This window comes from Sulfitobacter sp., from assembly GCF_036960155.1.
Lineage (GTDB): Bacteria > Pseudomonadota > Alphaproteobacteria > Rhodobacterales > Rhodobacteraceae > Sulfitobacter.
The window spans coordinates 25,558-46,343 of the sequence record NZ_JBALWB010000015.1 but is presented as its reverse complement, the minus strand read 5'-3'; the positions used below and the strand labels follow the sequence as shown (position 1 = coordinate 46,343).

Below are 20,786 nucleotides of genomic sequence, written 5' to 3'. Positions count from 1 at the left end.
TCAAAACTGTCGACTTGTACTGAACTCTACTTACCACGAAGCCTATCGGATCTCGCCTGAATCCGCTGCATTTGTTGACCAGTTCCGGTTGGTTGCGGCGGTGGTGTAGTAACAGGGCTAGTTGCTGGCCGTTGCTGGGTCCTTGTATTTGGATCACTCAAACCAAGCATTGATCTCCCGCGTATCGCAAGCATTTCTGGACCCGTCGCGGTTCCTACGCTGCGTCTGTTATAGGCTTGCTGACTACCTGCCATAGCGCGGCCAAACGCATATGTGCCTCCCATACCGCTTGTGAGCGCAGGCATTACGATGTTGCCAGAAACGGCTCTCACAATGAACGGGGTGGCGATGATGAATCCTTTGGCCATCAAGACCATCATGAAGAAGGGAATAAGTGCGCCAATATTAGTAGCGCCTTCTGGATCGCCAAGTTCTCCCAGCAACGCGCGAGACACTCCCGTTATCGTTGCAAAAACGCCCGCCACAATAATGGGATAAATGGCAAAAGAAATTAGTGCGGAGAGCCAGCGTGCGAAATAGTCTTTTGTGACATCAAAAAGCGTCAGAAAAATCATCACAGGTGCGATACCAATGAGGAGCGCGATCATTAAGCGCGACGCGACTAAAATAAAAGCGGCGAGACCACCAAGGATCGAAAGTAAAAGTACCCCAAGTATGTCCAGCATGGCGCCGGCCATCCAGTTTAACTCGGAACCAGCGGCGTTTAGGTAGTCACCGAGAGACTCAATCAGACTGTCGAACTCTTCGGCAAATGTCCCTGACGGTCCTGGGGTGCCGCCACCGACTGATCCGACCAGTGCGCCAGCGATACTATCAATGCCGTTGAGAATGGCTGATGAAAAAGTGTTGAACTGAACCCAGTTTGTCGCGAAGAGACCCACAAGCGCGATTTTCAGAGCAAGCCAAAAAGCAGTTCGCCCATCCATCGAACGATATTGATACGCCATGTTAATGAATACGAAGATCACAAGGATTGTCGCCGCTAGAATTATCAATGTCCCAACAGTAGCGGCAACTGATCCAAATTGGGTTTCAGCAGCAGTGTTCAGGTATCCTTCGGCAGTTTCGACGAAGTAAGTTACAACACTCAACTTTCTGCTCCTTACCAGTTGTCCTGTTGCTCACAGATCGGTTTGGCAACCCTTCGGTTTTCATTCGCTATGTCGCGATATTGCTCCGTTCTCTCAGTGGCACCCCATCGGTCCAAGTTCGCATAAGCTTCTAAGAAAATGGTTTCGGCGGTCGCCCACGATGGGAATCTTGTTTCACAAGAACAATCACCGCTTTCTGCAACAGCTTGCATGCTTTGCGCGCGGTACATTTGCTGGATCAGCACTTTGTTTTGCGCTTCACGTAGCGGAATTCTGTCTACCCATTCAGGTTGCGGCGGTTGATCTGGACATACTCGCGGCGTCTCACTTCCTAACGTTGGAGTGATCTGAGCAATTGCATAATTTGCATTGACGGCCACAAGTAGGATGAAGGTGACATGTATCAGTTTCATCTTGCGGCCTCGCCAGTTCCGGTGGCTTGTTTGACGATCTCACGTTTAAAAAATACATTTACTACATCGAAGCCAAGACTTGCTGGAACGACTGAGATCACTTCAAAGCCAACTTCACCCCATTCACGTAGGGTCTGCTGCATCCCTGCATATTTTTTGTCCGTAGAGATGTCTAAGTTGAGAACTTCATGTTCAAACTGTTTCATTCTGGCCTCCTGTCTCTGATGTGCCGGGCAGATAAAACTCGGTAATGCCCCGGTCTCCTTCATGGCGACCGGCTTGGATGATGACATCAATTGAGCTTTCGATGTATTCTATCATGTCTCGATAAGTCATAGGCACATCGGTCTTCAAAGCAGCGATCGCTAGGCGTTGAACCGCCAGTTGGGGCGTCTCTGCGTGAAGAGTCGTCATCGAGCCGCCGTGGCCAGTGTTGATGGCCTCCAAGAAGGTCATTGCCTCTTGGCCGCGCACCTCCCCTAGTACAATGCGATCTGGCCTCATTCGTAAAGTCGATGTGAGCAGTACGTCCGCCGATTGAGCGGGCGAGTCACGGTTAGAGATCAACGTAACGGAATTTGGCTGTGTCGGAACCAACTCCGCTGCCTCTTCAATCGTGATGATGCGTTCGTCATTAGGGACGTCCGCGAGGATTTTTCGCGCCGCAACAGTCTTACCCGTGGATGTTCCACCAGAGACGATCATGTTCAGTTTGTTTTCGACGCAAAACTTCGTGGCTGCGTAAATGTCGCCACCGGCAACTACTTCACGTAAAGCGAGATTCTTTTGCTGGCGTTCGGCCTCCAAACTACGCTCAGCTCCAAATAGGAACTTCAGTTCAATGTCTTCTAATGGAAGCGTCGAGAAAAACCTGAGCGCGATTGCGTAACCATCGCGGACGGCTGGGGGCTGGATCACTTGGGCCCTGATCGAGCGGCCATGATAGGGAACGCTGACAGAAATGATTGGTTTGTTCTTGCCCATCGCTGTGGAGGCTTTGTCAGCAATTTGGGAAGCAAGATCCTTAATGTCAATTTTGGTCAGAACCGTATCAAGGCGGCGCATGAAATGATCGCCCTGAAACTCCCCCCACAGTGAGCCATCGGGGTTGATACACAATTCAATGACATCATCCTGCCTCGCTTCGGGGATTTTATCTAGGCTGACTTGGAAGTAGTTTGAAGCCATCAGAATATCTCCAAATCACGATCAACCATGACCGTAATGCGTGAACCCTGATCGACATATATGACCGGACCGATAGCGAGATATTCTCCAATCACGCTGTCAGTGCTGTCCGCCAGATCATCGCCAACATCTTCCAGAACTTCTGCGGAAGCCTCATCCTCAACTTGAGCGGCAGCAGCGCCGGGCAGGGCGGTTATAAGTGAGATCAGTGCAGCAGAACCGAAGCGTTCGCGAAAACGAGTGTCGACGACACCTGACACACCGGAACGACCAAGTTCATCGCCACCGAACGAAGTAATCGTCACCGTCTGGTTGTTGGGCATGATAATCCTATCCCAAGCCACAGTGACACGTTGTTGAGCAATTTCGACACCCGACTGGTAGCGTCCGATCAAGCGTGACCCACGCGGGATCAAAATGCGCGATCCGTCAAAGGAATAGACATCTTCTGAGATTATTGCACGTATCGCGCCGGGCAATGAACTGTCCAAGGCTGTTTCGGTCACCGCTTGGATCATTGTGCCTTGGACAACCGTATTTGCTGGATTGGCGATGACTTCTGCTTGTGTGACTTGGGACGGCAATGCCCCGTTCACAACAAAATCTTGAACGGCTCCGAGTGTACGTTCGCTGAGGGCGTCAGAGCCATCGGCCGGAGCACCGCCACCAAAAGCAATGGTCGGGGATTCTATTCGGGCTTGCTGGAAGGCCAGTTCTTCTGCGCGCCGTCGTTCCAATTCTGCCATTCTGCGCGCTTCTTCCTCGCGTTGAAGCCGAAGCTGCTCCACCTCCAACAGATCATTTTGAGACGGACTTGATGCGGGTGTTGGCGGCTGAAGCTGGGCAAGCTCAAGATCCATACGCAACCGTTCCAACTCGCGATCTCTTGCTTCAAGTTCATTTTGAAACTGTTCTTGAGCACTCTCCGATGATGCCTGAAGAGCAGCTATTTGTTCGCTCAAAGAATTGATGGCATCTGCTGCAGCAGTGTCGTCTTCGACCACCGGCTGTTCGGCGTTTTGCAAGGCTTCGATTTGTGTTTGTAGCGCTGCGAGCTGCGCCAATAATTCCGCATTTGGTTCGACCTGTGTTTCCACGATCTGGACTTCGGGGTCTGGTGGGGGAGGCGGAACAAACGGAGCAATATCACCAAAGCCTTCGCCTTCAGATTGGAACTCGTCTGGTTGGGCTGTCGGTAGGGGTACATCGACAGTTGGCTGCAATGTCAAATATGCGAACCCTCCTATCGCTGCGATGCCAATGATGCCTGCTAAGGCCGCTTTCATAGATGGCCTCTTTCGGGTGGATGAAGAAGAACTACCTTCCAATGCTGCTAAGCGTTTTTCTAAATCGGGTTGATCGCTCATGATCCTGATCCTCCAGCACTAGCTTGAATGCAGACCACTTCTTCACCGAGTCGAAGAACCCATTGGCTGCTGACGCCCGAAACACGCAAAACACCGTCCTCAATTTGTTGGCTGTTGACCGTGCGTTCTCTTCCGGCGGTAGATCGAAAGATCGCAGGGACAGGCGCATTTCGCGGAAAGCGGAAATATGTGAAAGTGCCATCGTCCCAGACCGACGTTGGGGTGAACTCGGTTTGATCACTAGCTGCGTAGTTATAGTTGGGGGCTTGTTGTGCGACCGCATTCGTTGGGCGCACGTTGTCTTCAGGATACCGAAACTGGACAACGTAGTAGGTTGGAGACGCTGCCTCTGTCACATTGAAATAGTAGCTGCGCCTATTGGTATAAACCGTGATGTTGGTGTGAACGCCGCGTGCGTTTGGCTTGACCGCAAAAGCCCGTCCGCCGGGAACACCATCAAGTTGGAACCCTTCGGTGTCACCAGCGATGATCGAACGGATTGTTTCGCCTTGCCCAAACTCCACTGTCGTCACATGCGTTAAGCTAACGCTCAGTCGGTAAACCTGACCGTCTTGATATGTTGCGACGCGCACGCGGTTGTCGTTACCACCCGAGCGCGGGATGTATTCTGCGAGGGCAGGGGCGGCAATCAAGGTTAGCGCGATAAACAGAATGGTTGGCTTAAGGGCCTGCATATCAGTTCTCCAATCTGTCTGAGCGGATTGCGTATTCAATGACGGTGAAGCCGAATGGATTGCTCCAGACGTCATCAATCGAACGACGTTCTTCAGGCCTGAATTCAAACAACAGCGTCGCGGTGAAAAGGCCTGCTTGTACGCCTTGGGGCGATGTAAGACGCTTACGCATCCGAATCTGTGCGCGGTTCACCCCGATCCGGTTGATGCTGAGGATCTCGACATCGAGACGACCGGCATCGCCATAAACTTCTGGTGGATAGTTTGGATTTGCACTGTCCCATAAGGACCGCATGGATGCTTCGGCGGCCCGATCAGAACGTTCAAGAATGCTGCGAACGCGCAGATCATTGTCGAGTTGGTTGTAGGTCTCGCGGTCTGTCACGTAGCGAAAGACGACGGACTCAATAATGGCTTCATTCTCAGTCACGCGAACAGCGCCAACCGATGCATTAGGGAGGGCCATTCCTGTCTCTGGATTATAGGGAACAACTATGGGGTCTGGATCGACATCGAGGATTGCAACAGCTGCGGCTGACAAGCATCCGACAATCCCGAAAACCAAACCCGATAACGCGAGCTTCTGCCAAAGCTGTTCGCGTCGCCGCGCGCCGTAAATAAGCTCTTCTTCAACGATCTCGGTTTCCTGTGTCACACCCTGTTCCTCAATCAATCAGCAGTCAGTGTGGGGAGAGTGAAATCCATGAACTGCTGCTCTTCGGCGAGCGTTGCGGCATCCAGAACGCCGGCTTGGCCCGATCCAACGGTCTGCACAGCCTCCAACTGCCATTGCGCGACCAAGGCGATTGCAAGTTCGGCAGTGACACGGGTGTTGAGGTCAACGCTGTCTTTGAGCTCTTCCATATCACCGATCATGCCAACGAGACGGTCTACACGCTCCAACGATTGGCCCGCTTCTTCATAACTGTTCTGGGCGGCGGCAGACATGACAGCACCTGTGGTCGCTTGTTGGGCAATGCGTTCCGCACCCGCCGCTCCGCTGTTTGCCATCTGTGATAAAGTGTCTTCGTCAAACCCTGCATCAGCCAGAACGCGGGTCATTTGTGTCTGAATGCCGGGTGCACCATTGCCCGCCAGTCGAGACCAGTCACCATTCTTGATAGCGTCAATTGTAGCGAGGATATCGCCGAACTCTTGGTCCAGAATTCCGTTCAGCTCAGCTTCAAACTGCGTCGTGATGATTTCTGGGATATCCATCAGTCCGGTAAGGGCTGCATAGGTTTCCTGCAGCTGGGCGTACTGCTCGCGCAGCGTGTCGAGTTGGTTCAGGGCTTGTTGCAATTGTTCGTTTTGCAGGACCTCATCTTCGATCATTTGTCGTAGTTGCTGGATCTCTTGCGCAATATTTCGTGTATCAACGGTTGGAACTCCCTGCGCAAAGGCTGCGCCGCCCCCCATAAGGCTGGTCGCGGCTGTGAAGCCTATTGAGCACAAAACGACGGTTTTGACTGTGAAGCCTAATGTGGCTCCCTTGTTTGAAAAGATTTCCATTAGTCGAGTTCCTCCAATGTGAAGTCCATGAACTGATTTTCCCTGAGTTGTGCGGCGGCCATCGCGAGTTCCGCGTCGCTCAGTGGCCGAGTTCGGACGGCCTTGAGGCGGGTCAGGGTCGACACCAACCGAACCAATTCAGTGCGGGCGTAAGTATTGAGGGCGAGGGATTCTTGAACGTCCTGTGTTTGACCGATACGTCGCACAATGTTCTGAATGCGCAGGGCTGCAGCTTCAACGTTTTGCATCGAGCTGTTAGCGTAGAAGCTGGCACCCGAGCCGGTGATCGATAGGTTCGAGTGCGCAAGCAGTGCGGGGTCAATCGTGCCCAGTGCGTCAATACCACCGACCCTTGTTAGGTAGTGATTGTATTTGGCTGGGATGACCTGAACGTAATGCTGCGTTTCTTTGAACGGCGGGACGCCACCATAAGTCTGAACATTGCCGGGTCCTGCGTTATAGGCAGCGAGGGCATGGATAATGTTGCCATCAAACATGCGCAGCATCTGCGAAAGGTATCGCGCGCCACCCTCGACCTGCAGATATGGGCTGTCATAGTACTCTGGGTTTATGCCCAAATCGCCTGCGGTTCCGGGCATGATTTGCGTCAGGCCAAAGGCGCCGACGGGGGACCGCGCTCCAATCGTGAAGCGGCTTTCTTGCCAGATCAGAGCTTGCAGGAGACACCGCCACTGGACGACAGTGAGACCTGCCTGACTTACCCCAGTTAAACCGTGGGTTTCTTGCGCCACGCGGATTATGAGCTGCTCGATATTCAGATTTGCGTCCCCGAACATTTGATTGGCACCGGGATTGCCATCGATAGGGGAATATAAATTGTCGGCCGACTGCTCTGGCAGAGTGCCATCTTCGAGGGTGCTCACCATCGCTAGAATGCCCTGCCCACCAAAACTGGATTGAGCATCGAGTATCTGCTGCAGCACAGCGAGTTGTTCGCGTTCGATTTCGGAGATCGCTTCTGTGGTTGAAAGGCGTTCGGCTTGTGTAGCTAAGTCACTTTCGCGACGCAGGTTGGCCGCTTCGTTTCGGATAAACAGGTTTCGATCCACGGTTGGCACGCCTTGGCTGACCGCCGCAGACGCCCAGATCATTCCAATCGCAGTAACTGTGAAGGATGCACGCATTACTGTGTTTCGGTTTGTGTCGGCGCGTCGATAGCAACGAAGTTGCAATCGGCAGCGGGCGCGGTGCTGGTCGAGACGCGGCCACCAGGTGATTGAAGGAAGCTCAAGCTGTTGGTTGATCGCGCAACGACGTCTCGTTCAAAGCAATTTGCCTTCGGTCCTTGGTAGTCACCGCAGGCTCCAAGGCCAAAAGCACACAATATGATCAAAGTGGTTCGTTTCATGAAGTCCTCCAAAAATCGGGGTGTTGGCGATAGTCGGCACCCACCAATTGTTCTCCTTTTTCCATCCCGCCAAGGATGGTCAGCAGCGGACCCAAGGCACTGAGGTCGGCATTAATTACTACCGAGCCTTCATCGTCCCTGACGAGCCCGAGCCGAGAATTGCTGCCAGTGTTCAGCAGCAGGTCGAGTTCTTTGCTTTGAAGATTGAGCATCGCGTAGTCGGACGCGTTCGCTCGAATGTTGGGCAGTAAGATCTGTGTGGGAACGGCTTCCACAATGGTCCTACCCGTGCGGGTTCGTTCCAATTGACTGGCGTATTGGGTCATCATCACAACGACCGCATTTTGCTTGCGCGCAGTAACAAGCCAATTGGACAAGCGTTCGGCAAAATATCCGTTATCGAGGGCCTTCCAAGCTTCATCGATGATAATGATTGTTGGCTTGCGGTCTTCGATCACACGTTCGACGCGACGGAACAAATAAGACAGGACGGCCATTCGCTCTTTTTCACTTTCGCTGTCCAAGATGCCTGTGAGGTCAAACCCGACTACATCGCCTTCAAGCGAGAATGTGTCTTCTTTGGTCTGGCCAAAAATCCAGCCACAGCGGCCATCAGCCGTCCATTCCTGCAAGCGTTCATGCAAATCGCCGTCGTCATCGGCAGAAACAAACAGGGATGCGAGATCGTGCCAGTTGCGTAGATCAGCGTCAGAGGCAGATGCGTTTTGCCGAACGACCTCTTGGATGCGGTTGGTCTGTGCCGGGGTGAGTGGTTTGTCGGCGCGGTAGAGGAGGGAGGCTAGCCAGTCGGCAAGCCAAGATTGCCCGCGCTCATCAATTTCGGTCCATAGCGGATTAAGGCCTGTTGCCTGACCCGCGTTGATTGCCGCGTAGCGGCCACCGTTCGCCCGCACAGCCATTTCCATACCGAGGCGGTAATCGAAGACGAAGATCCGCGCACTCGCTCGTCGTGCTTGGGTCATCAGAAATGCTGATAGGACCGACTTGCCCGAGCCGGGGCGGCCAAGGATTAGTGTGTGGCCGCCAGTAGGTTCTTTGTCAGGTGAGCCTTGCTCATGGTAATTGAACCAATGTGCGGACCGCTCGGGCGTGGGAAACATCGTGATTGTTGTTCCCCAAGGGACCTCGTGGCTGCGTTTTCCAAGTGGTGTCCGATGAAAGGCTGCAAAATCAGCAAAGTTCTTGTTGGTGACAGCGGCCTTCCGGCTGCGTTTTGCTGCATTACCGGGATGCTGGGCAAAGAAATGGGTCCGGGCGGCGAACGCCTCATTGACCAAGTTTACCCCTTCAATCGCGGCGGTGTTTCGTACTTCGCCTGCAATGGACGCAAGATCGTCGATGGACGATGCGAATACGGTCACGCTCATATGGTGATCGCCAAAACTCAGGCGTTTTGACTCCAGATCATCAAGGGCATCAATCAGCTCTGCCTCCAGCGAGATTGCGCCGTCTTCAGCGGCACGCATGAGGCGTTGTTGCTTCTTGATCCGTCCAGCCATGAGGTTGCTGTTGATCGGCGTGAAGGAGTGGGTGACGACCATGTCGACAGGTAGGTTTAACTCATCAAACATCGTGCAGGATGTTTTTGCGGGATAATTCTTGATGGCGAAACTGGTTCCGAACCGTGAGCCAACCGCTCCGTCAGAGACCTCAAAGGTTGCTCCGCGGAATGTAATGCGTGCGTTCGCTAGGTCTTGCGCCAGGTATCCATATTTTGAGGATGCAAAGAGTGGTAATTCTTGGCCGGTATTCAATCCGCCAAGAAAGCCCAACAACTCGCCCTCGGAGGCAGCCAGCAACCGAGGAGACATGTCTGCGAATGTAGACTGTAGAAACCCGACAACCTCTGCCAACCGGCGCATCCGCTTTGCAGTCTGCTCCTTCAGCTGATGGACAGACTTCTTGCTGCTGAACAGAATTTTTGAGCCGAGAGGGGGGCGGTTGCTGACCGTGAGTGTCAGAGTTTTATCACGCAACCCGCTGCCGTGGAGGAGTTCTGTCCAGTTCCGATCTACCGTGGCGGCAAAGTCGTCGCCATCAATTGTTGCCAAGGCCGGGTCGATGGCTTTGGAAACTTTGTGAACGTAGAATGAAAACTCTGGGCCGGTCTGAGCAATTATAGACGCGAACAGCGCGCGGATCTTGTCGAGGTGATCATCATCTTTGGTGTAGCTGTTCACGCCCTCCAACCGGATGCACTGGAATATTTCGTTTCCACGCGTCCGAACGGTAAAGTCATCTACGAGGCTCACATACGGAAGCATGTGGGCCAGTTCTTTTTCTTTCTTTACCCAGTTGGGCAAGAGGGTGAGAGGGTCAAAATCAGTATCACGGGGCATAGCTATCGCCTCCGTGGATTTTGCGGTTGGCTGTTGGGGGTGTTTCTTGCAGCGTTGTGGCAACCACATCTAAGAAATTGGGGTCCCAGTCTGCGGCTTTCCACAAAAGGGGGTAGGTGATCACCGCTATGACGGCGACCACCCAATGCTGAATCCACAAGAAAATGAGAACAGATCCGAACAACCAGACCATCGCATACATGATGGGCAGGCCCAACAGTTTGGGAGGTCGTAGGAGGCCCAGAAAAAGACGAGACTGTTCAGCCATTCGGGCCCCCTATGTCGTCCAAATTGCGGCGACGATTGTGGGAGCCGCAGCGATGCCGGCGATGGCCACAACAACCCAAAGGGCTTGCCGAAAATCAAGAATGCCGAAGAGCCATGACAGGAATACGCCGATCAATGCGAGTGTGCCGATAACGATGCCAAGCGGTCCTGTAATAGCGTCAACGATGCCTTGCAGGACGTTCTGAACGGGGGACAAGTCAATGGACTGCGCCAAGGCAGGCTGCGCGACCATCAAGAACAGGGTGCAAAGCGTTACAATTTTTGTTGTGGTTGGCCTCATGAGTTTTCTCCCTCAAGCCTGTTGAATACGGCCAGCACACGGCTGACGTGATTTTGAGTTTCTCGGTAAGGTGGGATGCCTGCGTATTGGGCGACTGCGTTGGGTCCAGCGTTGTATGCAGCCAGTGCCAGTCGGGGGTCGCCAAATTGCTCCAGCATCATGAGTAAATACCGCGCAGACCCGTCAAGGTTCTGTTGCCAATTATGGGGGTCGACGCGCAAATCTGAGGCGGTCTCTGGCATTAATTGGCCCAACCCGATGGCACCAACCTGACTGCGGGCACTAGGGTTGTACGCGCTCTCAATTTCAATGTTTGAGCGGAACAACAGCCGCCATTCCGTCACTGAGAGGCCAGTCCGACGTAGGGCAGGGTGGCTTGCATATCGCAGGGCCGTCTCATCAATTGCAGCCAGTATTTCTGGACGAGGCGCGATGCGTTGTGGAGCAACTGAGGCAACACGGAAGCCTTCGTTGGCAGACGCTGCTTCTTCAGGTAGTTGGCCGAACAGTTGCAGCTCTTCTGACGCAGTTCCTTGCCCGGCTCCGTCGTTGTAATTTCTGGCAAAATTGTTCTGCGAAGCCGATTCTGTCAGAGAGCCGTCACCCTGCATAACCAAGACCATGCCTTGAGCAGTTGCGCCACTGCTAACAAGCATGAACCCGATGGCGCTAGCGACGGTTAGATGCTGAAGGGAAACGTGTAAGAACTTGGGATGAACGGCCACCTTGAAAAAGCGGGATACTGATTTGGGCGAAACCCATGCTGTAGAGAAATGAGATGAGACCGTTTGCTGTCTTAAATGTTCTAGGGACCACTTCGTCTGCATCGCCTGACCGCCGGTGGGCCAATACCAAGAGCTTCTCGCGCTTTTGAGTACTGTCGACTGCCCGAATAATCCATTCTCCGTACCAGACGGCTCTCCTGTTCTCGGCGGTGCACTTGCAAACGACCTCAGCATGGTACGCGCTTTGCAGGAGAGATCTGAAACGGGCTTCTGTGACCACATTGGGCGTTTCTCTCTCTAACTCTGGGCCCATTGCTGCACTTTCATTGCTATTGGCAGGTCGGAACCGGTTTTCGGTTCCGCTTCAATACAATATTATAATATTGACATCAAGCTATAAGATCGTAGCGTATTCAGACCCTGAGTAGGTTTGGCAAGTAATCGCTGCCATTGAAAAGTACCCATTAAAACAGTGAGAAGGCGGTAGGTATCATGCGCATCACGACTTTTTGGGGCATTACAGTCTTGCTGATTGCAGCATGTTCGCAAGCGGGTGCGGAAACCTGCCTTGCGCCTGTTCGCCCTTTTTTACCGAGCGATCCTGCGGCTGCCAAAGAATACGAAGACCTCATTCGCCTAGATTTTGAGAATTACATCAGCGAGGTGCAGGATTACTTTCGCTGCATGGAGGGCGAGCGTGCCCGTGCTTTCACCGAGGCGCAGGAAGTTAGCCAAGAATATGGTCGCTTCGTTCAGGAAATGGCTGAGTAACAGAAATATTCACAGGGACCTCTTTCTGAGCTCGGTTTGGAACGTCCATGCAAAGACGGATAATAGAGTTCATACCTTTTACCTAACAATACTATAATATCGTGTTAATAAGCATAGCATCATTCTGTTATGGAGCCCCCCATGTTTAACTCTCTGCGCACTTCGGCATTCTCATTGATTGTAGGGGCAATCAGTTTGATTGCTGTCCCAGATCGAGCCCAAGCACAAAGCTATCAAATAGACTGCGCAATTTTATTGTGCCTCTCTGGTGGATGGCCTGCGTCAGTACCATGTGCCCGAGCCCGCGCCGAGTTCATCCGACGCATAACGCCTTGGCCCGTGGAGCCGCCTCTTCAAATCTGGCGCTGTCCTATGGGAGCGGCTTACACAACAGATCCTCAAACGCTGACGGCTGATCGTATCTACGATATCTTGTTCAGAATGGAGGATGCGCGGGTACAGTCATTGCCAAACAGCCCTGCGGGCGATTTTGATCCCATTCCACAATCTGCGGTTCTGAGGCTGGCTGGCGGTCCTGCTGCGCGATTGCCCGAAGCCGCAATCCTGAACTTGGTCCAAGGTCTGAGTGACGGGACGGGCAGAGCTGACATCGATATAAGCGGTCAAGAGTTCAACTTTGTGCGGTCAATCCGCGTGTTTGATGTCCAAGCAAACCAAAGGGAGGCTGGAAGCGAAGGTGACTGTGAAAGATCAGCAAGAGTTCGGCTCGGATCTTATGGCACCCAAGGTGACTACCGTTGGAGCCGTGCAGGTATCGCTGACTTGCCGGTTGCACATGTCGGAACGGAGCGTTGGGGGTTGAACTGCCCGTCGATCTGGCATCGCTCCGTCTTTGTCGAATGGAGCGACTATGAGGGGAACTACGGTTTTGAACAGGTCAACTATTGAGAGGCTTGGGCGAAAGCTTCGATGTATTGTTAGTCCTGATCTTTGGTTAGGAGCTCATCAGGCAATGTGTGAGTGGAAACCCCACCTTCTTGAAGTGGTACATTGGCATGCGTGCACCCCATGCTGGCGAGGAAAGATATCAAACCGTTCGCCGTCTTAAACTCGCGAATTCTGATTTCATCATGTTTGTCTGACATCGACCGTGCTGGGACCAAAAGCTTCATAAATGTTCTGTCCTCATCGATGATCCGGATTACCCACTTGCCGTACCAGACCGCGCTCTTGTTGTAGGCGGAAGATTGGCAATAGACCTCCGCAAGGTACCCGCTTTGCATTAGTGTGCGGAAACGTGTCTCAGTAATCACATTTGGTGCTTCGTTGTCTTGGATGCTGCTCACACCAAACCTCTTCCCGTTCTACTCAAGACTTTGGTTCTTAAGGCGCCCCATCGTCTGATCTTAGCTATAATATTGTCACCGAGCAGGTAGTATGACACCCGATGCTGTTGTGTCTCAGACAGCATTAACCATCAAGTGGGCAGATTTCCAAGTGATACGAAAGAATTCACATTTGGATTTTGGTGGGTGTGGCAACCATTTTTTTGTTTTTCACTCGAAAGAAGCGTGTCCGGGTCAACGCTGATCCCTGCTGAGAACGAGGACGACTTCCTGATATCGTATCTATCCGGGCTCATTGTTGATGTGGCTTCATCTTTTCTGGTGGGCCAGAGCACGCTTGTAGGCACGGATGGGCAGGGGACCGAGGTGCTCTTTCGCTGCACCAAGGCCAAACAGGACCTTCGCTGCACTGTTCACGAACCCACACAGTGCGGACAAAACCGACCTTAGCTGCATCTACGCCAATGGCTGCTTTCAGTAAATTCGATTCAACAAACAAAGCTGGCTTCGAGATCAATCCAGTTTGGTTGAGCAGTTTTTATACTCATCGGCCGATTGGAGTCGCTTTGCTCTACTGAAGCGACACCTAGGTAGCGACGACACACCACGCATTTTTGGCCCCAATCGAGCGGATAACCGGTTTGTGACTTCACATTAAACTGCGTGACGACAACCAGACTGGTATAATCAGACTTCCCTGTTAGTCTCGGACAAAACAAGAAGAGGATGCAAGCGTTGACTAAATTTGACGGTAGTGAGGCCGCACTCGTCCATCGCCACCTTCATAGCCACATGCCATCAGACCCTGCTCTTCGTGTAAAGGCGCTTGAAAGCCTTGTGGTCGAGCGCGGCATGGTCGCCTCTGAAACGTTGGATGCTTGGGTCGAGGCCTATTCAGAACATATTGGTCCCAAGCGCGGAGCACATGTTGTTGCGCGCGCGTGGCTGGACACGTCGTACCGTGTGCGACTTCTTGAAGACGCGTCGGAGGCGATCAAAGAATTTGGTTTTGAAGGGCATGCGACAGGCGACTTGGTCGCAGTGGCCAATAGCGACAAGGCTCACAACATGGTCGTGTGTACGCTATGTTCTTGCTATCCATTCTCGATTCTCGGCATGTCACCTGCTTGGTACAAATCTTCGGAATACCGGGCGCGGGCGGTGCGTGAACCGCGTCAGGTTCTACAGGAATTCGGTGTTGATTTACCGGCAGATACGGCGGTTCATGTTTGGGACAGTACGGCGCTGCAACGCTATATCGTGATACCGGAACGCCCTGCAGGAACTGACGGCTGGGATGAAAATCAGCTGGCCGCAATTGTCACGCGCAATTCAATGATTGGAACACAGCGTATGCTGAGTTTGGGGCCTGTGTAATGGATGGCATCCACGATTTAGGCGGGAAGCAAGGATACGGCCCCGTGGCGGTTGATCATTCAGGCCATGTGCAACTTGACCACTGGGAAGCCCGCATGTGGGCCATTGCACAAACATGCAAGGCCAGCGACTGGACCGGCGATTGGTGGCGCCATATTACGGAACGGATCGATCCAGCGGTTTATTTGAACATCCCATATTTTGAGAAATGGATGCTGACCTACAGCACAGGTTTTATCACGTCTGATCTATGCAGTACGGATGAAGTCATCGCGGGACACCCCAAGACACTCGTGCCGCCACCAAGCGCGCAATCCGTTGCGGACGTGCTGGAAACTGTGCGCACCGGCGGGCGCGCTGCCGGATGGACTGCGCCCTCAGGACCGATCTTTGATATCGGGCAAAACGTACACACCAAAGTTGATATCGACGCAGATCACACGCGGCTGCCTGCCTACGCACGGGGCCGAACGGGACAAATAATTGCGCATCACGGACCCGTCCCATTGCCCGATTTGAATGCCAAAGGGATCACGCAACCAGAACATCTTTATACCGTTGTCTTTACGGCTCGCACATTATGGGGCGCTGCGGGATCAGACATCGACACAGTCCGCTTGGATCTATGGGAAAGTTACCTTGATGTCTCTTGATGCCACGTTGTCCCCACCGCCAAATGGGTTCTCCGAGATTTGGCATGCCCAAGTGCTTGCGATGGCAGACGAATTGATCAACGCGCGCATCTTTGGTGCTGAAGACTGGGCGCAATCCCTTGGGGCTGCGCTGCAAGCGGCAGAAGCGCGCGAAGACCCCGATACCGAAGACACCTATTTCAACTGTGCGTTGACTGCGCTTGAGGGGTTGTGCCGGGACAAAGGCGGGCTGTCACCGGATGCCCTTTCGATGCGCAAGTCCGCGTGGGAACGCGCCTACAGCACCACGGCACATGGTGAGCCCGTCGTGTTACCCAACGATGAATTCACCCAAACTGAAAGATAGATATGACTATTAATGTAGCAATTATCGGCTTGGGGATTATGGGCCAGCGCATGCTTGAACATATGACGTTGCACCCAGCATTCACGGTCTCTGCAATATGGGACCCGGATGCCAGAGCATGTCAGGCGGCCCAAGGTTTGGCCCCCGCGGCACTTCTGGCGGCTTCCGCAAAAGAGGCGATTGCACCGGTCGACTTGGTTTATCTTGCCTGCCCCCCTGCACCGCGAAAAGCCTACGCGCAGATCGCCGCTGCGTTGGGTAAAGCGGTGTTTCTGGAAAAGCCGCTTGGCATTGATGTCGGCGAAAGCCGCGATTTGGTTAGAAACCTGACGCTGTCCAAAGTCCCTACGGCTGTGAATTTCACGCAAGCCGCTGGGGCCGCCCTGACCGATGTTTCGAAGGCCGCACAGGCGGGTGATATGGGCGACCTTATGGGCGTCGATATTGTCGTCACTTATGCACATTGGCCCCGCGCATGGCAAAAAACGGCGGATTGGCTGCGGTTTCGCGATGAGGGCGGCATGACACGCGAGGTGATCTCGCATTTCTTGTTCTTTAGCGAACGTATCCTCGGCCCCCTTGACCTTGTTTGGACGCAACCAGATTACCCGACACAGGGCGATCTGTGTGAAACCCATGTCGCGGCTCGATTGATCAATGCGCAGGGCCTCCCCGTCACGATCATGGGCAGCGTTGGTGGCGCGCAACCCGATAGGCAAGAGGTGACCGTCAAGGGATCCAAAACCAGTCGACGTATTTCGAATTTCGCGGATGATGCGGTGTCCTTTGGTGGAGATTTTGTACCAATCGGAAACAAACCAGCCGATACACGGGCAACGGGTCTAAAAGCGCAGCTGGATGACCTTGTTTTATGTGTCCAAAACAAACCGAACCGTTTGGCGACAATCGACGAAGCGCTGCGGGTGCAAGTCCTGATTGAACGTATCCTGAATACACACGCCTAAAATTTGAGGGGACACCTATGACACACGCCACCTTGAAAGCATCGACAAAAACCTGCCACTGGGGCTTTTTCGACGCCACCTTGCCACACGCCGTGACAATTTCCAGCGGCGATGAGATCGTAATCGACTCGATTTCAGGCGGGCCCAAGAACCTCCCCGGCGATGGGTTCCATGTGCCACCTGAACTGCTAGAAATGCACGCTGCTGGTGAGCCTGCCTCTCCAGGGCATATCTTAACCGGTCCAGTTGCCGTGTCAGGTGCGATGCCGGGCGATGTGTTGCAAGTCGACATTTTGGACGTTTCATTGCGGCAGGACTGGGGTTTTAACTATTTGGGACCTTTGAAAGGCACGCTGCCGGGTGACTTCCCAAACCATCACCAAACCATCATCCCACTTGATGCAGAGCGCGGCGTCGCAACACTGCCTTGGGGTTTGGAGCTTAAACTCGCCCCGTTTTTTGGCGTGATGGGCGTGGCTCCTCCGCCAGCGTGGGGCCGTATTTCCACGATTGAGCCGCGGGTTCATGGCGGCAATATCGACAACAAAGAACTTGTCGCAGGCACGACGCTATTTCTGCCGGTTTTTGCCGAAGGCGCGCTGTTTTCTTGTGGAGACGGACACGGCGCGCAAGGCGATGGCGAGGTCTGCGTCACGGCGATTGAAACGGCACTTCAGGGGCGTTTTCGACTGAGCGTTTTGAAGAGTCGGGGTCTGTCTTATCCGCAGGCCGAAACCCCAACCCACTACATCACGATGGGCATGAACCCTGACCTTGATCGCTGCGCAGAAATGGCGTTGCGCGACATGATCACACTTGTGTCGCAGCGGGCAGGGATCAGTCGCGAAGACGCCTATATGTTGTGTAGCCTTGCGGGGGATTTGCGGATTACTCAAACGGTAAATCGCGAAAAAGGTGTGCATATGATGATGGCGAAACATCTCATAGACACACACTAAAGCACTAAAAATAAGGACATCTCTATGGAAATCCGTGCCAACCACACTTATCCGTCGCGCCGCTCAGCGGTCTTGGCAGAAAACATTGTGGTCACATCACAGCCTTTGGCATCGCAAGCGGGGCTGTCCATGATCATGCGGGGCGGCAATGCCGTCGACGCCGCAATTGCGACCGCAATCACCCTGACTTTGGTGGAACCCACGGGCAATGGTGTGGGATCAGATGCTTTTGCGATTGTCTGGGACGGAAAGGAATTGCACGGTCTGAATGCGTCTGGGCGATCCCCTGCGGGTTGGACTCCCGAACGGTTTAGCGATCACGAAGTTATGCCCTTTCGCGGTTGGGAAAGCGTCACAGTACCGGGTGCTGTATCGGCTTGGGTCGCTTTGTCGGATCGTTTCGGAAAACTGCCTTTTGCGGAGCTATTTGAGCCTGCAATCGGTTATGCCGAGAACGGGTTCATCGTCACGCCCGTCATCGCCCAACTTTGGCAAAATGCAGTGGAGACGCTGGACGGCTACCCCGGTTTTGCAGATGCCTTCTTGCCGGGTGGCAAACCGCCAAAAGCTGGCACACGTTTTATCAATGCGCCCCTCGCAAAGACCTTTCGACTGATTGCTGAAACCAAAGGAGAGGCGTTTTACAAAGGCGCATTGGCCAAGGCCATTTGTGACTTTGCCGCTGAACACGGTGCTGCACTGACCCAAGACGATATGGCCGCACACACTGTAGATTGGTGCGGTACCATATCCAAGACATTCGATGATGTCGAACTGCACGAAATCCCGCCCAATGGCCAAGGTATTGCCGCCTTGATGGCTTTGGGCATCCTGTCCCACACCGCGATCCGCGATCTTGAGGCTGACGACCCGTTGGCGTTTCACCTCCAAATCGAAGCTATGAAATTGGCCCTTGTGGATGCAGAAGCCTACGTCGCGGACCAAGACTATATGATAGACGTCACGTCGCAGGCCCTTTTGGATGATGCATATTTGGCCAGTCGTGCGGCCTTGATCGATGAGACGCGTGCGCAAGATTTCAGCGTAGGTGCACCAAAAAACGGCGGCACGGTCTATCTGTCTGTGGCGGATGCATCTGGGATGATGGTGTCCTTCATTCAGTCAAACTACGCGGGCTTTGGCTCTGGCGTTGTCGTGCCAAACACCGGCATTGCGCTGCAAAACCGTGGGGCTGGGTTCTCTCTTGATCCCGAAAGTGCCAATCGGGTTGGCCCAAACAAGCGCCCCTTTCAGACCATTATCCCTGGCTTTTTGATGGGTCCAGACGGCCCCCTCATGAGTTTCGGTGTCATGGGGGGACCGATGCAAGCGCAAGGCCATGTCCAGATGGTTCTGCGAACCCAAGTTTGGGGGCAAGACCCGCAAATGGCCGCTGATGCGCCACGTTGGCGCTTCGTCGAGGGTTTAGAGGTCGCTTGCGAAGACACAATGGACGACACAACGCTGGAGGCGTTAAAAGTGTTTGGTCATATCCTGTCGCTCGAAGCGCCAGACAATGCATTTGGCTTTGGCGGCGCACAACTTATCTGTCGCCTCAAAGAAGGTGGGTACGCCGCAGGATCTGATCCCCGCAAAGACGGGGCCGCAATGGGTTTCTGATCAGCTGATAAATTCCGCTCTTCCGAAACTCTATCTAGATCAATTTCTCTTACCGCCGACCGTGTTGCATGGATCAGCATTTTGTCTTAGCGGATTGGGTGCAACAATGTCGTCGGCTTTGTCAGGTTGTTATGTCGCGACGTGATCAGGGTCCGTGTCCGGTTCAGGCAGCCATTTCAGCCGCATAGTTGTTCCACAGGCTGAACGCATCAGCCCGAGATTGGCGGTAGGATGCTGCGGAAAGGCGGTGGCGCTTTGGGCGAAAGATGGTGGTGGTCTGATCGTGGACGGATAGAAAACGCTGCGCCTGGCGTGGGGGTTTGAAACGACCCATGATTTTTTCTCTGCGTCGTGTGTGTCGATGTGATGCCTCGGATCTGTTGTTCAAACCCTTGTGGGAGCGATGATCGGCGCTTGGGCAAAGGTCACGGACGGCCACGCCATAGCTGCGCAGTTTGTCCACTGCCCGGCAGTACATTGCGAACGCAATGTCACGAGAGGGGGGCACGAGGACGCGTGGCACACCCCATCGCTTCATCAGTTTCATCAGGAAACGCTTGGCAGCATGCGCATTTCTGCGGTTTTGTATCAGAATCTCCAGCACGTCTCCGTTGGAGTCGACCGCTCGCCAAAGCCAATGCTTTTGCCCTCGAATTAATATGACAACCTCGTCGAGGTGCCATTTGCCGGCAGGCGTCGGACGATCGCGACGGATCTTGGCCGCTATCTGCGTTCCGAACCGCTGGCACCACATCCGGATGCTTTCATACGAGACGATTACGCCCCGTTCCGCCAACATATCCTCGACATCGCGCAGGCTCGGAGCAAGGCATCTGTCACGGCTGTTTTCAGATTAGGTTGGCGCATCCCCGCTACAGACGGCGCAGACGCTGCGCATCGGGCGGGCTAAGCGTCTTTTGGATGACACCGTGCTGCCGATCACGGATATCGCCTTCAAGGCGGGCTTTGGTAGCGTTAGGCGGTTCAATTCGGCATTTCAAAAATGCTATATGGGCGTGCGCCGTCTTCCATTCGGAGACCGAAAAGGTGAACTGGTTGTGCTACACCCTTAAGCAATGACGCCTAAGCTGCCATTCGTCGTCACCGCAGCATCCGTCAGAATGGGCTCATTCGAGACCTTCGCTGCACGATGCGCGAGTGACTGCTATCGGGGATCGTTGCGAAATGCATGATATTTGCAACAACTCAGCCGAGCCATAGGATCAAGGTGATTTGGCTGGTGCATATTTCCGGTGCGAAATGCTGGGTGGTTTTTAAGTGCTAGGGCAGGGGGTCTCGATGTGTGCAGCATTGCAGCAAACCACAACAAGGGCGGATTGCGGACGTTCGCTGCGCGCCACACCGACGGCAGCTTTGCGCAGAAAGCGTACTTTGCAAAGTCACGCGAACGGCCCAAAATTACCGCTCGAGTTGGCCCCGCACGCTGCGACGCAGCTTCCCCGAAGCAGACGTTGATAC

Annotated in this window: 24 protein-coding genes and 1 pseudogene; 9 read left to right on the top strand and 16 right to left on the bottom strand. The window is 53.7% G+C overall.

Annotated features, from left to right (window positions below; translation table 11 throughout):
• Positions 1 to 26: 26 nt before the first annotated feature.
• The 14 genes from V7775_RS21130 to V7775_RS21065 form a co-directional block, all read right to left on the bottom strand.
• On the bottom strand, positions 27 to 1,112 hold the full coding sequence (locus tag V7775_RS21130) for a type IV secretion system protein (protein ID WP_335753911.1): 1,086 nt from the start codon (positions 1,110 to 1,112) through the stop codon (positions 27 to 29).
• An 11-nt stretch (positions 1,113 to 1,123) separates the two neighbouring features.
• Complete coding sequence (locus V7775_RS21125) at positions 1,124 to 1,525, bottom strand: hypothetical protein (protein WP_335753910.1); 402 nt, start codon at positions 1,523 to 1,525, stop codon at positions 1,124 to 1,126.
• Positions 1,522 to 1,731 (bottom strand): hypothetical protein, encoded by a 210-nt coding sequence (locus V7775_RS21120; RefSeq protein WP_335753909.1) that lies wholly within the window; start codon positions 1,729 to 1,731, stop codon positions 1,522 to 1,524. Before V7775_RS21120 ends, V7775_RS21125 begins: the two co-directional genes overlap by 4 nt.
• Positions 1,718 to 2,713, bottom strand: coding sequence for an ATPase, T2SS/T4P/T4SS family (locus tag V7775_RS21115; RefSeq protein WP_335753908.1), 996 nt, complete (start codon positions 2,711 to 2,713; stop codon positions 1,718 to 1,720). Before V7775_RS21115 ends, V7775_RS21120 begins: the two co-directional genes overlap by 14 nt.
• Complete coding sequence (locus V7775_RS21110) at positions 2,713 to 4,080, bottom strand: TrbI/VirB10 family protein (protein WP_335753907.1); 1,368 nt, start codon at positions 4,078 to 4,080, stop codon at positions 2,713 to 2,715. Before V7775_RS21110 ends, V7775_RS21115 begins: the two co-directional genes overlap by 1 nt.
• The gene (locus V7775_RS21105) at positions 4,077 to 4,775 is read right to left on the bottom strand and encodes a TrbG/VirB9 family P-type conjugative transfer protein (RefSeq protein ID WP_335753906.1); all 699 of its coding nucleotides are present in this window, start codon (positions 4,773 to 4,775) and stop codon (positions 4,077 to 4,079) included. The genes V7775_RS21110 and V7775_RS21105 overlap by 4 nt, the downstream gene beginning before the upstream one ends.
• Position 4,776: 1 nt before the next feature.
• Positions 4,777 to 5,430 carry a virB8 family protein gene (locus V7775_RS21100; protein WP_335753905.1) on the bottom strand — a complete coding sequence of 218 codons (654 nt, stop codon included), beginning with the start codon at positions 5,428 to 5,430 and terminating at the stop codon, positions 4,777 to 4,779.
• Positions 5,431 to 5,444: 14 nt separating this feature from the next.
• Positions 5,445 to 6,194 carry a type IV secretion system protein gene (locus tag V7775_RS21095; protein ID WP_335753968.1) on the bottom strand — a complete coding sequence of 250 codons (750 nt, stop codon included), beginning with the start codon at positions 6,192 to 6,194 and terminating at the stop codon, positions 5,445 to 5,447.
• A gap of 92 nt (positions 6,195 to 6,286) precedes the next feature.
• On the bottom strand, positions 6,287 to 7,399 hold the full coding sequence (locus V7775_RS21090; RefSeq protein ID WP_443070153.1) for a transglycosylase SLT domain-containing protein: 1,113 nt from the start codon (positions 7,397 to 7,399) through the stop codon (positions 6,287 to 6,289).
• A 32-nt stretch (positions 7,400 to 7,431) separates the two neighbouring features.
• Complete coding sequence (locus V7775_RS21085; protein WP_335753903.1) at positions 7,432 to 7,656, bottom strand: hypothetical protein; 225 nt, start codon at positions 7,654 to 7,656, stop codon at positions 7,432 to 7,434.
• Complete coding sequence (locus tag V7775_RS21080; RefSeq protein ID WP_335753902.1) at positions 7,653 to 10,016, bottom strand: type IV secretion system protein B4; 2,364 nt, start codon at positions 10,014 to 10,016, stop codon at positions 7,653 to 7,655. Before V7775_RS21080 ends, V7775_RS21085 begins: the two co-directional genes overlap by 4 nt.
• Complete coding sequence (locus tag V7775_RS21075) at positions 10,006 to 10,284, bottom strand: type IV secretion system protein VirB3 (protein WP_335753901.1); 279 nt, start codon at positions 10,282 to 10,284, stop codon at positions 10,006 to 10,008. Before V7775_RS21075 ends, V7775_RS21080 begins: the two co-directional genes overlap by 11 nt.
• Positions 10,285 to 10,293: 9 nt before the next feature.
• Positions 10,294 to 10,584, bottom strand: coding sequence for a TrbC/VirB2 family protein (locus V7775_RS21070; RefSeq protein ID WP_335753900.1), 291 nt, complete (start codon positions 10,582 to 10,584; stop codon positions 10,294 to 10,296).
• Positions 10,581 to 11,207 carry a lytic transglycosylase domain-containing protein gene (locus V7775_RS21065; protein ID WP_335753967.1) on the bottom strand — a complete coding sequence of 209 codons (627 nt, stop codon included), beginning with the start codon at positions 11,205 to 11,207 and terminating at the stop codon, positions 10,581 to 10,583. The genes V7775_RS21070 and V7775_RS21065 overlap by 4 nt, the downstream gene beginning before the upstream one ends.
• Positions 11,208 to 11,801: 594 nt before the next feature.
• On the opposite strand from V7775_RS21065, the gene V7775_RS21060 reads away from it, so the two are divergent.
• Both V7775_RS21060 and V7775_RS21055 read left to right on the top strand, forming a co-directional pair.
• Positions 11,802 to 12,080, top strand: a complete 279-nt coding sequence (locus tag V7775_RS21060; RefSeq protein ID WP_335753899.1) for a hypothetical protein — start codon at positions 11,802 to 11,804, stop codon at positions 12,078 to 12,080.
• 141 nt (positions 12,081 to 12,221) lie between these two features.
• A complete protein-coding gene (locus V7775_RS21055) occupies positions 12,222 to 12,989 on the top strand; it encodes a hypothetical protein (protein ID WP_335753898.1) in 768 nt (255 codons plus the stop codon).
• A 29-nt stretch (positions 12,990 to 13,018) separates the two neighbouring features.
• On the opposite strand, the gene V7775_RS21050 is transcribed toward V7775_RS21055, so the two are convergent.
• The gene (locus V7775_RS21050) at positions 13,019 to 13,387 is read right to left on the bottom strand and encodes a hypothetical protein (protein ID WP_335753897.1); all 369 of its coding nucleotides are present in this window, start codon (positions 13,385 to 13,387) and stop codon (positions 13,019 to 13,021) included.
• A gap of 735 nt (positions 13,388 to 14,122) precedes the next feature.
• Between V7775_RS21050 and nthA the strand changes: the two genes are divergently transcribed.
• Genes nthA through V7775_RS21020 form a run of 6 tightly spaced genes read left to right on the top strand, consistent with a single transcriptional unit; the run spans position 14,123 to position 19,307 of the window.
• Positions 14,123 to 14,764, top strand: coding sequence for a nitrile hydratase subunit alpha (gene nthA, locus V7775_RS21045; RefSeq protein WP_335753896.1), 642 nt, complete (start codon positions 14,123 to 14,125; stop codon positions 14,762 to 14,764).
• A complete protein-coding gene (nthB, locus tag V7775_RS21040) occupies positions 14,764 to 15,417 on the top strand; it encodes a nitrile hydratase subunit beta (RefSeq protein ID WP_335753895.1) in 654 nt (217 codons plus the stop codon). Before nthA ends, nthB begins: the two co-directional genes overlap by 1 nt.
• Complete coding sequence (locus V7775_RS21035; RefSeq protein ID WP_335753894.1) at positions 15,407 to 15,763, top strand: nitrile hydratase accessory protein; 357 nt, start codon at positions 15,407 to 15,409, stop codon at positions 15,761 to 15,763. The genes nthB and V7775_RS21035 overlap by 11 nt, the downstream gene beginning before the upstream one ends.
• Before the next feature lie 2 nt (positions 15,764 to 15,765).
• On the top strand, positions 15,766 to 16,728 hold the full coding sequence (locus V7775_RS21030) for a Gfo/Idh/MocA family protein (protein WP_335753893.1): 963 nt from the start codon (positions 15,766 to 15,768) through the stop codon (positions 16,726 to 16,728).
• A gap of 17 nt (positions 16,729 to 16,745) precedes the next feature.
• Entirely contained in the window at positions 16,746 to 17,687 is a 942-nt protein-coding gene (locus V7775_RS21025) for an acetamidase/formamidase family protein (RefSeq protein WP_335753892.1), read from the top strand.
• Between the two features lie 24 nt (positions 17,688 to 17,711).
• Positions 17,712 to 19,307, top strand: coding sequence for a gamma-glutamyltransferase family protein (locus V7775_RS21020; protein ID WP_335753891.1), 1,596 nt, complete (start codon positions 17,712 to 17,714; stop codon positions 19,305 to 19,307).
• A 163-nt stretch (positions 19,308 to 19,470) separates the two neighbouring features.
• Here the strand turns inward: V7775_RS21020 and V7775_RS21015 are convergent.
• Positions 19,471 to 20,133: pseudogene (locus tag V7775_RS21015) on the bottom strand (IS6 family transposase); the annotation flags it as partial.
• Between the two features lie 91 nt (positions 20,134 to 20,224).
• On the opposite strand from V7775_RS21015, the gene V7775_RS21010 reads away from it, so the two are divergent.
• A complete protein-coding gene (locus tag V7775_RS21010; RefSeq protein WP_335753890.1) occupies positions 20,225 to 20,380 on the top strand; it encodes a hypothetical protein in 156 nt (51 codons plus the stop codon).
• The last annotated feature ends 406 nt before the right edge of the window (positions 20,381 to 20,786 follow it).